Origin of the sequence: Pseudomonas sp. PS02288 (genome assembly GCF_029959715.1) — a bacterium.
Classification (GTDB): domain Bacteria; phylum Pseudomonadota; class Gammaproteobacteria; order Pseudomonadales; family Pseudomonadaceae; genus Pseudomonas_O; species Pseudomonas_O kuykendallii.
Genome location: NZ_JASCPA010000010.1, coordinates 21213 through 35567, shown reverse-complemented (window position 1 = coordinate 35567; position 14355 = coordinate 21213). Strand labels below are relative to the sequence as shown.

Sequence of the window (14355 nt, the reverse complement as noted above, 5' to 3'; positions counted from 1 at the left end):
GTTGCGATGCCCGCGTACCCACGCGCGGCGCGCGTTACTCGCGCATCAATTCCTCACGGGCCTCACGCAACTTGCGCTCGCGCTTGGCAATCTTCTTCGGGTCGCCGTCACGCTGGGCGTCGCGCAGGTCGGCCTCGCGCTTCGACACCTCGGCCTGCTTGGCGGCGATACGATCCTTGCGGTCGGCAGCCCGACTCTCTTCGGTGCAACGCTCGCGGACCTGATCGAGGGCCGTGGAAAGCCCGTCGATCCGCGCGCTGTCGCCCTGCTGGCGCGCCTCGTCGAGCTTCTGCTGGAGCTCATGTTCCTTGTCGGTACAGCTCTGCGCCGCCAGCAGGGGGCTGGCGAGCAGCAGCAGCGAAGACAGGGCGCAGAGGCGAACGAGCATGCTCATCGGTAGATCCTTTCGATAGTCAGCGTGTATCCGCCATGCCCGCGCGGGCGCCTGGCGGAGCCTGTTCGCCCGCGGCGAACCTGAAACGGCAACAGATCAGGCCAATTCGCCGAAGATCCCTGTTTTCTGCCGGACGCTGTGCGAAGATGGCCCTTCGCGATCATTTTCTGCACAAGGGTAGTGATGAAGATCGGACTGATTTCGGATACCCACGGTCTGTTGCGCGACGAAGCGCTGGAGGCTCTGAAGCAGTGCGATCATCTGATCCACGCGGGCGACATCGGCAATCCCGGGATTCTCGTCGAGCTGGAGAGGATAGCGCCTCTCTCGGCGATCCGCGGCAACAACGATGAAGACCAGGAATGGGCCGCGGACATTCCCGAGCGCCTGCTGATCCGTTTCGGACGCGTCTGCGTCTATGTCCTGCATGACCTCAAGGCACTCGACCTCGACCCGGTCGCGGAAGGCATCGACGTGGTGGTCAGCGGGCATTCCCACGTCCCGCGTCAGGAACTCCGCGACGGAGTGCTCTACGTGAACCCGGGCAGCGCCGGCCCGCGTCGCTTCAAGCTGCCGATCGGCATCGCCTACCTGCACATCGACGGTTTGGCAGTCAGCGCCGAGTTGAAGACGCTGCTGCCCTGATTTCGGTGCTGGCGGTGCGCACGGCGCACCCTACGAACGCCTGCGCCGCGCGCACCACTCACCTCAGCGCCTGACCCACCCCTCGAACGCGTAACCCGGCGCCTCGCCGTCGGCCGGATGCTCGACGCTGGAGATGCACGCCCACTGCGCCTCATCGAACGCCGGGAAGAAGGCGTCGCCCTCGGGACTGGCGGCGATGCGTGTGAGGTACAGCCGGTCGGCCTGATCCAGCGCCTGCCCATAGAGCTGCGCGCCGCCGATCAGCATCAGCTCGTCGGCACCCTGCTCGCGCGCCCACTGCTCGGCGCGCAGGAGCGCCTGTTCCAGGGTCGGAAAGACCTCGGCGCCGTCCAGCAGCAGGTTGGGCTGGCGGCTGACCACCAGGTTGAGGCGCCCCGGCAGCGGACGGCCAAGGGAATCCCAGGTCTTGCGGCCCATGATCACCGGTTTGCCGAGGGTCATGGCCTTGAAGTGCCTGAGGTCCGCCGGCAGGTGCCAGGGCATCTTGTTGTCGAGGCCGATCACGCGGTTCTGCGCGAGAGCGGCGATCAGGGCGAGGGGTAGCCGGGTCGTATTCATCCGCGGAGGATAACGGCTCGACGTCGGCGAATGAAGCCGCGCGGGTGAAGCCGGGGCGTCAAGCGGTTATCCTCGGGCTCAATCCGCCAGACGAGCCGCCGCGTGCCCGATACCGCCCTGCCCCCGATCGCCCCCCTCGACCGCCTCTGGCTGACCGAAGCCGTGCGCCTGCGCGAAGAACACGGTGGCCCGCTGGAAGACGCCGAAGCCAACCGCCGGGCGAGCGCCGCCGGCGGCGAGCTGGGCGCACGCATCGAGGCCCGCGCCCTGCTGCTGGCCGAACGCGACGGCCAGCGCGCCGCACTGCTGCACTGGCGACAGGGCGCGCGACTGGCGCTGTTGATGCTGGCCCTGCTGGCGCTGGTCAGCGGCGCGAGCCTCGCCGTCGCCGCGCTAGGCGACGGCCTGCGCCCGGTCAACGTTTTCTGGGCGCTGGGCAGCCTGCTCGGCCTGAACCTGATCACCCTGCTCGGCTGGGCGCTGGCGTCGGCGTTCGGCAACGGCGGTGGCGCGCTCGGGCGGCTCTGGCTGTGGCTCAGCGAAAAACTCGCCCGCGACGCCCAGGCCGCGCACCTGCTGCCGGCGCTGCTGATCCTGCTGCGCCGCCAGCGCCTGAGCCGCTGGGGCCTCGGCCTGCTGGTGCACGGGCTATGGACGCTGCTGCTGGCGACCGCCGCCGTGACCCTGCTGATGCTGTTCGCCACCCGCCGCTACGGCTTCGTCTGGGAGACCACCATCCTCGGCGGCGACACCTTCGTCGCCCTGACCCAGGCCCTCGGCGCCCTGCCCGCGTTGCTCGGCCTGAGCGTGCCGGACGCCACGGCGATCCGCGCCAGCGGCGCCCAGGCCCTGGTCGACGAAAGCGCGCGCCAGGCCTGGGCCGGCTGGCTGCTCGGCGTGCTGCTGGTCTACGGCCTGCTGCCGCGCCTGCTGTTGGCGCTGCTCTGCCTGTGGCGCTGGAAGACCGGCACGCGGCGCCTGGCGCTGGACCTCTCGCTGCCGGGCTACCAGGTGCTGCGCGAGCGCCTGCAGCCGACCAGCGAACGCCTCGGCGTGGCCGATGCCGCGCCGGCGTCGCTGCCCGAGCACAGGGCCGGGGCGCTGATCGGCGACGGCCAGGGCGCGCTGCTGGTGGCCATCGAGCTGGACGACCGCCGCCCCTGGCCGCCGGCGCTGCCCGCGGGCGTCGCCGATGCCGGCATCCTCGACAGCCGCGAACAGCGCAATCGCCTGCTCGATCAGCTCAGCCGCTTCGCGCCAGCGCGCCTGGCCATCGCCTGTGACCCACGCCGCTCGCCCGACCGCGGCACCCTGGCGCTGATCGGCGAACTGTCGCGCTGCGCCGCGGCCACGCGTATCTGGCTGCTCGCGCCGCTCCCCGGCGAGGCGCTGGACGGCGCCCGCCTGGGCGACTGGCACCAGGCGCTGGATGCGCTCGGCCTGAAGCACGGCGATGCGCCGCTGGGCTGGCTGGAGACGGGCCATGACTGAGCCGATCGAACGCCGGATGGATGACGCCCTTTTTTTCACCCACCAAGGCCTCCCGAACAGGGGTGAGCACCGATGAGCGCCCCGCTGAAGCTGGCCGTGGTCGGCCACACCAATGTCGGCAAGACCTCGCTGCTGCGCACCCTGACCCGCGACATCGGCTTCGGCGAGGTCTCGCACCGGCCGAGCACCACCCGCCACGTCGAGGGCGCGCGGCTGTCGGTGGACGGCGATGCGTTGCTCGAGCTGTACGACACGCCCGGCCTGGAGGACGCCATCGCCCTGCTCGATCACCTCGAGCGCAGCGAGCGGCCCGGCGAACGCCTCGACGGTCCGGCGCGGCTGGCGCGCTTTCTCGACGGCAGCGAGGCGCGCCAGCGTTTCGAACAGGAAGCCAAGGTGCTGCGTCAACTGCTCGCCTCGGACGCCGGCCTCTACGTGATCGACGCCCGCGAACCGGTACTGGCCAAGTACCGCGACGAGCTGGCGGTGCTCGCCGGCTGCGGCAAGCCGCTGTTGCCGGTGCTCAACTTCATCGCCAGCCCGGCCACCCGCGAGGACGACTGGCGCGAGGCGCTGGCGCGGCTCGGACTGCACGCGCTGGTGCGCTTCGACAGCGTGGCGCCGCCGCTGGATGGCGAGCGGCGCCTGTACGAAAGCCTGGCGCTGCTGCTGGAGCGCTCGCGCCCGCAGCTGGAGCGCCTGATCGCCGATCACGAGGCGCAGGCCCGGGCGCGACAGGAAGACGGCCGTCGGTTGATCGCCGAGTTGCTGGTGGATATCGCCGCCTGCCGGCGTCAGGTGGCGACTGAACCCGCCGTGGCAAGGTCCGCGGTCATGGCACTGCATGAAGACGTGCGGCGCCGCGAACAACAGTGCGTCGATGCCCTGCTGCGCCTGTATGCGTTCGACGGCGGAACGGCCGACGTCACGGATTTACCCCTGCTCGACGGCCGTTGGGGTGACGACCTGTTCAACCCGGAGACGCTGAAACAGTTGAGCGTCAACCTGGGGAGTGGCGTGGCGGCCGGCGCGGCGGCTGGCGCCGGTGTCGATTTGCTGGTGGGCGGACTCACCCTGGGCGCCGCCGCCTTGGTCGGCGCCCTCGCCGGTGGCGGGGCTCAGACTGCGCGTCATTATGGCCAGCGCTTGCTGGGCAAGCTCCGCGGCGAGCGTGAACTCACCCTGGACGATGCCGTACTGCGGCTGCTGGCGTTGCGTCAGCGGCAATTGCTCGACGCCCTGGCTCGTCGCGGCCACGCCGCCCAACAGGCCATCCGCCTCGATCTGCGGCAGGACCCGGCATGGCGCCAGGGCGACCTGCCCGAACCGCTGCGCAAGGCGCGGGCGCACCCCCGCTGGTCGAGCCTCAACGCCGGCGCCGCGCTGCACCAGCCCGAGCGGGCGGAGCAGGTAGCAGCCCTTTCGGCGCAGCTGGCGCGCTAGTCGTCGCCCTCACGGACCACGGCGCGCGCTTCCCGGGCGTCGCCGTACAGATTGGCGAGGACCGACAGCAGCAAGGCCAGACCAAGGCCGAGAATCCAGGCGAAATACCACATGACCATTACCTCATTGGATCGACGCGTCGCCTCAGCGGCAGCCGTCGAGACAGGGGAGTGACGGCGTGCCCTCGAGGAACCGGCGCACGGCCAGCTCCGGCGACTGCTCGTCGGTGATGAATACATCGATTCCGCAGCTGGCCAACGACTTCTGCAGGGCCGGGCGCATCCCGGCCGTCACCAGTACCTTGATCCGTCCGAGCGGGTGATCGGCGCCCAGAGGGCCACGATGCAGCACTTGGTCGGCGGTCAGTTCCAAGGTGCCCATCATCGGCCCGCCCCGGTCTCCGAATAGAAAGAATCGTCGGCAACGTCCGGCATGGCCGGTCACGGTGCGCCCATCCTGGCAGCTAACGCCGATCAGTCGCATGGCAGCCTCCTCAATAGGCGCTCCTGTCGTGCTGGCGGATGAACTCCAGCGTCACCTTGCCGGCCATCACCCGGTACGCCCAGCTGGTGTACAGCACGACGAGCGGCATGAAGATCAGCGTGGCGCCCAGCATCAGGCCCAGGGTGAAGTGCGAGGACACCGCATCCCAGGCCGTCAGACCGGAAGAAGGGTCGGTGGACGACGGCAGAATGAAGGGGAACAGCGCCACCCCGGCAGTACCGATGACGCCCGTCATGGCCAGCGCCGAGGCCACGAAGGCCAGGCCCGGGCGATTCAGCAGGGCCATGGCGAACCCCAGCGCCAACGCCCCTATCCCCAACCCCGGCACGCTCCAGAGCAACGGAGCCTGGCGGAAGTTGTCAAGCCAGGCACCCGGAACCAGCGCCACTGTTTTCGCCAGCGGATCGGGCAGCGCGTTGGGGGATGCGGCGATGGTGATGACATGCCCTGGCAACAGCTGAACCCAAAGCCCCCCAGCGACGAAGCACACCAGTGCCAACCCCGCAAAGCCCATAGCGGCGCGACGGGCCCGCTGATAAACCGCGCCCTCGCTGCGCAGCATCAGGTAATGGCCGCCGTGGGCAGTGATCATCGCCGTGCTCAGCAGGCCGCATAGCAGCGCGAAGGGATTGAGCAGGGCCCAGAACGTACCGGTATAGGTGGAGCGCAGGTTGTCGTCGAAGTGAAAGGGCACCCCCTGAAGCAGGTTGCCGAAGGCCACACCGAAGATCAGAGGAGGCACCGCACCGCCAATGAACAGCCCCCAGTCCCAGGTGCTGCGCCAGCGCGGATCGCTGATTTTCGAGCGGTAGTCGAAGCCTACCGGGCGAAAGAACAGCGACCACAGCACCGCCAGCATGGCCCAGTAAAAGCCCGAGAAGGCCGTGGCGTACACCAATGGCCAGGCGGCGAAGATTGCCCCGCCGGCGGTGATAAACCACACCTGATTGCCGTCCCAGTGCGGACCCACGGTGTTGATCACCACGCGTCGCTCCGGGTCGCTGCGGCCGACGAAGGGAAGCAACGTGCCGACCCCCATGTCGTGGCCATCCATGATGACGAAGCCCACCAGCAGTACCCCTACCAGCACCCACCAGATGAGTTTTAAGGTCATGTAGTCGAGCATGGCGTTGTCCTCAAATATCCACGGGACGGGCAAGCGCACCGGACGGCGCCGCAGAGGCGCCGTATCGCCCGCTGCCGAGACACGCAGGGCCGAGGCGGGCGAACTTGATCATCAGGTACATCTCCACCCCCAGCAGCAGCGTGTAGAAACCGACAAAGCCGCCCAGCGAGCCATACAGGCTGGCCGGCGTCAGGCTGGACACCGACAGGTGCGTCGGCAGTACCCCGTAGATGGTCCAGGGCTGTCTGCCATATTCGGCGACGAACCAGCCCAGCTCGCAGGCCAGCCAGGGCGTGGGCAGGAACCACAGCGCCCAGCGCAGCAGCCACGTCTTCTGCATGAAGCTGTTCTTCAGGCTGAAGTAGAGCGCCAGGCCGAACAGGGCGAAGAAGGAGAAGCCCAGCAGCACCATCAGGCGAAAGCTCCAGAACATTGGCGCTACTTTCGGGATGGTGTCGCGGGCGGCCTGGGCAATCAGATCGGGGGTCACCTGGCTGTAGTCGCTGGTATAGCGCTGCAGCAGGAGGCCAAAGCCGAGATCGGCCTTGTGCGCCTCGAACGGTATTCGCGCCTGGGCCTTGGCCTGTTCGCTGGCCTCACGACTTCGCAATACCGCCAAGGCCTGCACGGCGACGGCGCCCGAAGCGATACGTTCGCGGTTTTGCGCCTCGATCTCGCGGATACCAGGGATTTCCTGGCTCAGCGAGCGGGTGCCGATCAGCCCCATCACCCAGGGAATCTCCAGTGCGTAGCGGTTCTGCCGCGCCTCGTCGTCGGGCAGGGCAAACAGTGTGAAGGGCGCGGGCGCCGGGAGGGTCTGCCACATGCCTTCCATGGCTGCGAGCTTGGTCTGTTGCGAAGCCGTGACCGTGTAGCCCGACTCGTCGCCCAGGACGATGACCGAGCAGGCAGAGGCGAAGCCGAACGCCGCCGCCACCCGGAACGAGCGGCGGGCAAAGTCGAGGTCGCGCCCCTTGAGCAGGTAGTAACTGGATATCGCCAGGACGAACACCGAGGCGGTGACGTAGCCCGCCGACACGGTATGCACGAACTTCGCCTGCGCGGTGGGGTTGAACACCACGGCCCAGAAGTCCACCAGCTCCATGCGCATGGTCACATCGCTGAACACCGAGCCCACCGGGTCCTGCATCCAGCCGTTGGCGATGAGAATCCACAAGGCCGAGAGGTTCGAGCCCAACGCCATGAGGAAGGTCACCAACAAGTGCTTGCCGCGTGACAGGCGGTCCCAGCCGAAAAAGAACAAGCCGATGAAGGTCGATTCCAGGAAGAACGCCATCAGCCCTTCGATGGCCAGCGGTGCGCCAAAGATGTCGCCGACGTAGTGCGAGTAGTAAGCCCAATTGGTACCGAACTGAAACTCCATGGTGATGCCGGTGGTCACTCCCAGCGCAAAGTTGATACCGAACAGCTTGCCCCAGAACTGCGTCATGTCCTTGTAGACCTGGCGGCCGGTAAGCACGTAACAGGCCTCCATGATCACCAGAATGAACGCCAAACCCAGGGTCAGTGGAACAAATAGAAAGTGGTACATGGCCGTAACGGCGAATTGCAGCCGCGAGAGGTCCACCAGTTCATCGGTGAGCATGGTCAGGGGTTCCTCGGAGGGTGTGAGGCGACGGAAGAGGAAGCAGAAACCCTGCTGAGCAGCCCCTCGGCGAGCGCTTCGCCCTTGATCCGAGGCTGGTGTGCAAAGCACGCCCACCAGATCAGGCCGAGCAGTACCAGCTTGAGCAGCACGATCAGGAACAACTCACGAGCCAGCGGCGGCGTGGATGGAAGGTCTACGTTCATCTCGGCTCCAGGGTCCTGCTTCCCCCAGGACGCAGTACAAGAGCCGTGCCATCGGCATCAACGCCTTGCCAGGGCGCGAATTCCGGGCATTTGGGGCCGGACGCGGGAGGCGGCGACCTGCCCTTGCGACAGCCGCTCGCCAGATATGGCAAACTGCTTTGACATATCTGTCAAAGGTGTCCCATGGACTCCTATTCGCTGCCGGAACTGGTCTCCTTCCTCGACGGCCTGCCCGAACCCCGCATCGTCATGGATGGCGAATTCCGCATCGTTGGCGCCAACCGCGCATACATCCAAGAGTTCGGCTCCGCCAGCAGCCCACTGGGGCGCACCTGCTATGCCGTGTCACACCACTATGACGTGCCCTGTGATCAGGCCGGGGAAGCCTGCCCGCTGAGCCGCTGCCAGGAGAGCGGCACCGCCCAGCGCGTCCTGCATCTGCACCACACGGCCCGCGGTGAGGAGCACGTCGACGTCGAGTTGAGTCCGATCCGCGACGAGGATGGGCGCATCAGCTACTTCGTGGAGACCCTGCGCGTGGTGCGCCAGGCCAGCAGCCAGACCGCCGCCCGTGGCCTGGTGGGGCGCTCGCCGGCGTTCGTGAGGATGCTGGAGCGCATGTTGCGTGTCGCCAGCGCCAGCACCTCGGTCCTGCTGCTGGGGGAAACCGGGACCGGCAAGGAGCTGGTGGCGCGCGCGCTTCACGAGGCCAGCGACCGCCGCGACAGCCCCTTCGTCGTCGTCGATTGCGCAGGGCTGACCGAAACCCTGTTCGAGAGCGAACTGTTCGGCTATGAAAAAGGCGCCTTCACCGGCGCCACCCATCGCAAACTGGGCCTGGTGGAAGCGGCTGCCGGCGGCACGTTGTTTCTCGATGAAATCGGCGAGCTCCCCCTGACCCTGCAGGTGAAGCTGCTGCGCCTGCTGGAAAGCGGCACCTTTCGCCGGGTCGGCGGACTGGATAGCCGTCCCGCCGACTTCCGCCTGATCGCGGCGACCCACCGCGACCTGCGCGCCATGGTGGAGGCCGAAACCTTCCGACGCGACCTCTACTTTCGCCTCAACACCTTCCCGATCCATACCCCCGCCCTGCACGAAAGGGCCGAGGACATCCCGCTACTGGCCAGCTCGCTGCTCAGTCGGGTCGACCGCCGCCCGGGACGCCCTTTCACCGCGCAAGCCATGGCCTGGCTCAGCGCGCGTCGCTACAGCGGCAACATCCGCGAGCTGCGCAACCTCATCGAACGCGCCACCCTGATGGCCGACGGCGAGAGCATCACGCTCGCGGACCTGCTGGACGGCGACGAACCGGCACTCACCGGGCCCGCCACCCAAGGCTTTACCCTGAACGAGGCGGTGGACCTGGACACACTGGAACAGCGTTATCTGAGCTGGCTGCTCGCGCAGTTCAACGGCGATCTTGGCGCCATGGCGAAAACCCTGGGAGTCAGCGTCCGCACCCTCTACCGCAAACTTCCCGCCGGCGCCCTGCCCCCTCGCTGAGTACCCGAGGCCCACGAAGGCGGCATAGCCTGCCCGCAAATCGGCACGAACAGCGGCTCGCAGCGATCGGCAACAGCCAGCTGGCGCGACGGATGCACGGCGGGTGATTTGGGCGGGGAAAGCAAACAGCAGGGTGCAGAAACCAAAAGGCGACGCGAAAGCGCACGACGTGTCGAGCGCTTTGCGGTGGGAATCGGAGCCGATCCCCGGTTTACCTGCCGGGCTGCGCCAGGCTAGGCCCCCGTCCACCGCAGCCTGCGGTTGAGCGCCGCGACAACCGGGCCGCTTAGACCGCGACGGGCGCCTTGATGTGGGGATACGCCTCGTAGTTCTGCAACTCGAAGTCCTCGAAGCGGAAGGCGAACAGGTCCTTCACCTCGGGGTTGAGCTTCATCGTCGGCAGCGCCAGCGGCTCGCGGGCGAGCTGCAAGTCGGCCTGTTCGAGGTGGTTGGCGTAGAGGTGGCAGTCGCCGCCGGTCCAGACGAAATCGCCCGGCTGCAACCCGGCGACCTGCGCCAGCATCAGCGTCAGCAGCGCGTAGCTGGCGATGTTGAAGGGCACGCCGAGGAAGATGTCGGCCGAACGCTGGTAGAGCTGGCAGCTGAGCTTGCCGTCGGCGACGTAGAACTGGAACAGCGCGTGGCACGGCGGCAGCGCCATCTGGTCGACCAGCGCCGGGTTCCAGGCGGAGACGATCAGCCGGCGCGAATCCGGGTTGCTCTTGAGCATCGCCACCAGCTTGGCGATCTGGTCGATCGCCTCGCCATTGGGTGCCGGCCAGTTGCGCCACTGGTAGCCGTAGACCGGGCCGAGATCGCCGTTCTCGTCGGCCCACTCGTCCCAGATGCGCACGCCGTTTTCCTTCAGGTAACGGATGTTGGTGTCGCCCTGCAGAAACCACAGCAGCTCGTGGATGATCGACTTCAGGTGGCACTTCTTGGTGGTTACCAGCGGGAAGCCGGCGCCCAGGTCGAAGCGCATCTGATAGCCGAACACGCTGTAGGTGCCGGTACCGGTGCGATCGCTCTTGAAGGTGCCGTGGTCGCGCACGTGGCGCATCAGGTCGAGGTACTGTTTCATCGCGGAGCTCGTGCGGGCCGGTCATGCCGGCGCGGATGGATGCAGCATGGTAAGAGCCGGGCGGGCTCGCCTCAAGTGGATAGCGACCGATGCCCGCCGGCGCGGATGGATCAGGCCGGCTGCGGCTGCCGGCGATAGGCCCAGACCATCAGGCCGAGACCGCCGAGGATCATCGGCATGCACAGCACCTGGCCCATGGTCAGCCAGCCGAAGGCCAGGTAGCCGAGCTGGGCGTCCGGTACGCGGACGAATTCGACGATGAAGCGGAAGATCCCGTAGCACAGCGCGAACAGCCCGGAGACCGCCATGGTCGGCCGCGGCTTGCGCGAGTAGACCCAGAGGATCAGGAACAGCGCCACGCCCTCGAGGGCGAACTGGTAGAGCTGCGAGGGGTGCCGCGGCAGTTGTGCCGGGTCGGTGGGGAAGATCATCGCCCAGGGCACGTCGCTGGCCTTGCCCCACAGCTCGGCGTTGATGAAGTTGCCGATGCGCCCGGCCCCCAGGCCGATCGGCACGAAGGGCGCGATGAAATCCATCAGCTCGAAGAAGCTCTTGCCGTTGCGCTTGCCGAACCACCAGGTCGCCAGCATCACGCCGAGCAGGCCGCCGTGGAACGACATGCCGCCCTTCCACACCTCGAAGATCAGCAGCGGGTTGGCCATGTAGGCGGCCAGGTCGTAGAACAGCACGTAGCCGAGGCGGCCGCCGAGGATCACGCCCATGGCCGTCCAGAACACCAGGTCGGAGAGCTTCTCGTTGTTCCAGCTCGGTTCGAAGCGGCTCAGCCGGCGCGACGCCAGCCACCAGGCGCTGCCGATGCCGATCAGGTACATCAGGCCGTACCAGTGGATTTTCAGCGGACCGATGGCCAGCGCCACCGGGTCGATTTGCGGGTAAGGCAGCATTGCGACTCCTTAGATCAGGAAACTCAGCCCGACGCTGAACAGCAGCAGGGCAAACAGGCGCTTGAGCACTTTCGGCGACAGCCGGTGCGCCAGCCGCGCGCCGAAGCGGGCGAAGAACATGCTGGCGACGGCGATGCCGAGCAGCGCCGGCAGGTAGACGAAACCGAAACTGTATTCCGGCAGCTGCGCATTGCCCCAGCCGACCAAGATGAACGAGGCCGCGCCGGACAGCGCGATCGGCAGCCCGCAGGCCGACGAGGTGGCCACTGCCTGCTGCATCGGCACGCTGCGCCAGGACAGGAAGGGCACGGTCAGCGAGCCGCCGCCGATGCCGAAGATCGCCGAGGCCCAGCCGATCACCACGCCGGCGACCGTCAGCCCGGGCTTCCCGGGCAGGTCCTTGCTGGCCTTGGGACGAATGTCCAGGGCCATCTGGATCGACACCAGCACGGCGAAGCTGCCGATGATCTTCTGCAGGATCGGGCCGTGGATGTGCGCCGCGGTCAAGGCGCCGAGGCCGCTGCCGACGACGATGCCGACGGTCATCCAGACGAACACCGGCCAGCGCACCGCGCCGCGCTTGTGGTGCTCGCGGATCGCGTTGATCGAGGTGAAGCAGATGGTCGCCAGCGAGGTGCCGACCGCCATCTGGGTCAGCACTTCGACGGGGAAGCCGTGGGCTGTGAAGCTGTAGACCAGCACCGGCACGATGATCAGGCCGCCCCCGACGCCGAACAGCCCGGCAAGCACGCCGGCGCAGGCGCCCAGCACGAGGTAGAGGAGGAATTCCATCGAGGTCTCCGAAAACGAACCGGCATGGTAGCGGAAGCCCCGCCGCCACTCCACCGGCGAGGTTGGCAGCGCCCCGGGGCTTTCCGTAGAGTGGGGGAAACAAGGAGAACAACGGATGAACGCTTTCTACCGTCGACACGGCAGCGGGAGCGGTGCGCCATGTGCCTGATCGTTTTCGCCTGGCGGCCGGACCACGAACTGCCGCTGATCGTCGCCGCCAACCGCGACGAGTTCTACAGGCGCCCGACCCAGGCCCTGGGCGAATGGGCGGATTGCCCAGGCGTGTTCGCCGGGCGCGACCTGCAGGCCGGCGGCACCTGGCTCGGCGTCGGCCCGGCCAATCGCTTCGCCGCACTGACCAACATCCGCGATCCGCAGCAGGCGCCGGGCGACCGATCGCGCGGCGAGCTGGTGGCGGATTTCCTGCGCGGCAGCCTGGACGCCGAACGCTATCTGGAACGGCTGCGCGAGCGAATCGCCGACTACTCCGGCTTCAACCTGCTGCTCGGCGACGGCGCGCAGCTGTGGCACCTAAACTCCCGCGCCGGGCGGATCGGGCGGTTGCCGGCGGGCGTCTACGGCCTGTCCAACGCCGACCTCGACACCCCCTGGCCGAAGCTGCAGCGAACCCGCGCGGGCCTTGCCGAATGCCTGGAAGCGCCCACCCCGTCGATGCTGCTGCAGCTGCTGCACGACGCCGCGCCCGCGTCCGACGAGGCCCTGCCGGACACCGGCATCGGCCTCGCCATGGAGCGCCTGCTGTCGAGCCCGTTCATCGCCAGCGCGACCTACGGCACCCGCGCCAGCACGGTGCTGATCGCCGACGCCCAGGGCCGCCGCGAACTCGTCGAGCGCCGCTTCGGCGAAGGCGGCCGCGCCCTCGGCGAAACCCGCCTGCAGTTGCCCGCGGGGTGAGCGTCCCTGCTCACTTCTCGACGAACGCCCGCTCGATCACGTAGTCGCCCGGTTCGCCCTGCTGTAGCGAGGCCTCGAAACCGCGCGCATCGAGCATCCGCGTCAGCTCGTCGAGCATCGCCGGGCTGCCGCAAAGCATCACCCGGTCGCTCTGCGGGTTGAGCGGCGGCAAGCCGATGTCGTCGCAGAGCTTGCCGTTGTCGATCAGCGTGGTGATGCGGCCCTGGTTGCGGAACGCCTCGCGGGTCACCGTCGGGTAGTAGACCAGCTTGGCGCGGACCTCCTCGCCGAGGAATTCGTGCTCGGGCAATTCGTGGCTGATGTAGTCGTGGTAGGCCAGTTCGCTGATCGTGCGCACGCTGTGCACCAGCACGATCCGCTCGAAACGCTCGTAGGCCTCGGGGTCGCGGATGATGCTCATGAACGGCGCCAACCCGGTGCCGCTGCCGAACAGGAACAGGTTCCGGCCGGGGCGCAGGTCGTGCATCACCAGGGTGCCGACCGGCTTGCGACTGATGAAGATCGGATCGCCTTCCTTGAGGTGCTGCAGGCGCGAGGTCAGCGGGCCGTCCGGCACCTTGATGCTGAGGAACTCCAGGTGCTCGTCGTGATTGGCACTGACGATGCTGTAGGCGCGCATCAGCGGGCGCCCTTCGACGCCCAGGCCGATCATCACGAAGTGGCCGTTCTCGAAGCGCAGCGCGGGGTCGCGGGTGGTCTTGAAGCTGAACAGGGAGTCGTTCCAGTGATGGACGCTGAGAACGCTTTCGGTACCGATGGCTGCCATGCAGGCTCTCCGGAGTGCATCGCCCGCAGGCGGTTGGGTGAATGAAACGAGGCGTTTCGGGTGAGACGGATCTCAGGCGCCCTCGCCCAGCTCGCGCAGGTAGCGCCACGGGTAGACGCCGCGCGAGTGGCCGTCGCTGAAGTGCAGTTGCAGGCCGCTGACGCCGAACAGTTCGACGCGCTCCAGGCCGAGACCGGCATCCAGCAGGCGCAGCTGCTCGCCGCGGCGCGCCTGGGTGCAGCTTGAGCAGGCGCAACAGCGGCGCAGCATCAGGCAGCTCAAGCGGCTGACCGCGCCGTCCGGCCAGGTCAGTTGCAGGTGGCGCTCGCGGCGGTTGAGGCGCACTTCCAGCGGCGCGGCGATCTGTGCGGACATGGG

The 14355-nt window shown here is 67.7% G+C and carries 17 protein-coding genes; 5 read left to right on the top strand and 12 right to left on the bottom strand.

Going from position 1 to position 14355, the window contains the following annotated elements:
- Positions 1 to 34: 34 nt before the first annotated feature.
- Positions 35 to 394: a DUF1090 domain-containing protein gene (locus tag QMX85_RS06395; protein WP_282339313.1), complete on the bottom strand. Its 360-nt coding sequence runs from the start codon at positions 392 to 394 to the stop codon at positions 35 to 37.
- A gap of 183 nt (positions 395 to 577) precedes the next feature.
- Here QMX85_RS06395 and QMX85_RS06390 point away from each other — a divergent pair, with 183 nt between their 5' ends.
- Positions 578 to 1039, top strand: a complete 462-nt coding sequence (locus QMX85_RS06390) for a metallophosphoesterase family protein (protein ID WP_282339312.1) — start codon at positions 578 to 580, stop codon at positions 1037 to 1039.
- A gap of 63 nt (positions 1040 to 1102) precedes the next feature.
- On the opposite strand, the gene QMX85_RS06385 is transcribed toward QMX85_RS06390, so the two are convergent.
- Positions 1103 to 1618, bottom strand: a complete 516-nt coding sequence (locus tag QMX85_RS06385; RefSeq protein WP_282339311.1) for a dihydrofolate reductase — start codon at positions 1616 to 1618, stop codon at positions 1103 to 1105.
- A 102-nt stretch (positions 1619 to 1720) separates the two neighbouring features.
- On the opposite strand from QMX85_RS06385, the gene QMX85_RS06380 reads away from it, so the two are divergent.
- Positions 1721 to 3109 carry a DUF2868 domain-containing protein gene (locus tag QMX85_RS06380; RefSeq protein ID WP_282339310.1) on the top strand — a complete coding sequence of 463 codons (1389 nt, stop codon included), beginning with the start codon at positions 1721 to 1723 and terminating at the stop codon, positions 3107 to 3109.
- Positions 3110 to 3181: 72 nt separating this feature from the next.
- A complete protein-coding gene (locus QMX85_RS06375) occupies positions 3182 to 4552 on the top strand; it encodes a DUF3482 domain-containing protein (RefSeq protein WP_282339309.1) in 1371 nt (456 codons plus the stop codon).
- On the opposite strand, the gene cydX is transcribed toward QMX85_RS06375, so the two are convergent.
- From cydX to cydP, 5 genes are read right to left on the bottom strand one after another with little or no spacing between them, the layout of a single operon-like run.
- The gene (cydX, locus tag QMX85_RS06370) at positions 4549 to 4665 is read right to left on the bottom strand and encodes a cytochrome bd-I oxidase subunit CydX (protein WP_273234066.1); all 117 of its coding nucleotides are present in this window, start codon (positions 4663 to 4665) and stop codon (positions 4549 to 4551) included. The genes QMX85_RS06375 and cydX overlap by 4 nt on opposite strands.
- Before the next feature lie 31 nt (positions 4666 to 4696).
- Positions 4697 to 5035, bottom strand: a complete 339-nt coding sequence (locus tag QMX85_RS06365; RefSeq protein WP_282339308.1) for a hypothetical protein — start codon at positions 5033 to 5035, stop codon at positions 4697 to 4699.
- A 10-nt stretch (positions 5036 to 5045) separates the two neighbouring features.
- Entirely contained in the window at positions 5046 to 6182 is a 1137-nt protein-coding gene (gene cydB / locus QMX85_RS06360) for a cytochrome d ubiquinol oxidase subunit II (protein ID WP_282339307.1), read from the bottom strand.
- Between the two features lie 10 nt (positions 6183 to 6192).
- The gene (locus QMX85_RS06355; RefSeq protein WP_282339306.1) at positions 6193 to 7788 is read right to left on the bottom strand and encodes a cytochrome ubiquinol oxidase subunit I; all 1596 of its coding nucleotides are present in this window, start codon (positions 7786 to 7788) and stop codon (positions 6193 to 6195) included.
- 2 nt (positions 7789 to 7790) lie between these two features.
- The gene (gene cydP, locus QMX85_RS06350) at positions 7791 to 7994 is read right to left on the bottom strand and encodes a cytochrome oxidase putative small subunit CydP (protein WP_090224222.1); all 204 of its coding nucleotides are present in this window, start codon (positions 7992 to 7994) and stop codon (positions 7791 to 7793) included.
- A gap of 183 nt (positions 7995 to 8177) precedes the next feature.
- Here cydP and QMX85_RS06345 point away from each other — a divergent pair, with 183 nt between their 5' ends.
- Entirely contained in the window at positions 8178 to 9497 is a 1320-nt protein-coding gene (locus tag QMX85_RS06345; protein ID WP_282339305.1) for a sigma 54-interacting transcriptional regulator, read from the top strand.
- Between the two features lie 286 nt (positions 9498 to 9783).
- Here the strand turns inward: QMX85_RS06345 and QMX85_RS06340 are convergent, their stop codons facing one another.
- The 3 genes from QMX85_RS06340 to QMX85_RS06330 form a co-directional block, all read right to left on the bottom strand.
- On the bottom strand, positions 9784 to 10578 hold the full coding sequence (locus tag QMX85_RS06340) for a thymidylate synthase (RefSeq protein ID WP_282339304.1): 795 nt from the start codon (positions 10576 to 10578) through the stop codon (positions 9784 to 9786).
- A gap of 110 nt (positions 10579 to 10688) precedes the next feature.
- On the bottom strand, positions 10689 to 11483 hold the full coding sequence (lgt, locus tag QMX85_RS06335) for a prolipoprotein diacylglyceryl transferase (RefSeq protein ID WP_282339303.1): 795 nt from the start codon (positions 11481 to 11483) through the stop codon (positions 10689 to 10691).
- Between the two features lie 9 nt (positions 11484 to 11492).
- The gene (locus tag QMX85_RS06330; RefSeq protein WP_282339302.1) at positions 11493 to 12275 is read right to left on the bottom strand and encodes a sulfite exporter TauE/SafE family protein; all 783 of its coding nucleotides are present in this window, start codon (positions 12273 to 12275) and stop codon (positions 11493 to 11495) included.
- Between the two features lie 159 nt (positions 12276 to 12434).
- Here QMX85_RS06330 and QMX85_RS06325 point away from each other — a divergent pair, with 159 nt between their 5' ends.
- A complete protein-coding gene (locus QMX85_RS06325; protein ID WP_282339301.1) occupies positions 12435 to 13190 on the top strand; it encodes an NRDE family protein in 756 nt (251 codons plus the stop codon).
- Between the two features lie 10 nt (positions 13191 to 13200).
- On the opposite strand, the gene QMX85_RS06320 is transcribed toward QMX85_RS06325, so the two are convergent.
- Positions 13201 to 13977, bottom strand: a complete 777-nt coding sequence (locus tag QMX85_RS06320; RefSeq protein ID WP_282339300.1) for a ferredoxin--NADP reductase — start codon at positions 13975 to 13977, stop codon at positions 13201 to 13203.
- 72 nt (positions 13978 to 14049) lie between these two features.
- Positions 14050 to 14352 carry a DUF971 domain-containing protein gene (locus QMX85_RS06315; protein WP_282339299.1) on the bottom strand — a complete coding sequence of 101 codons (303 nt, stop codon included), beginning with the start codon at positions 14350 to 14352 and terminating at the stop codon, positions 14050 to 14052.
- Between the last annotated feature and the right edge of the window lie 3 nt (positions 14353 to 14355).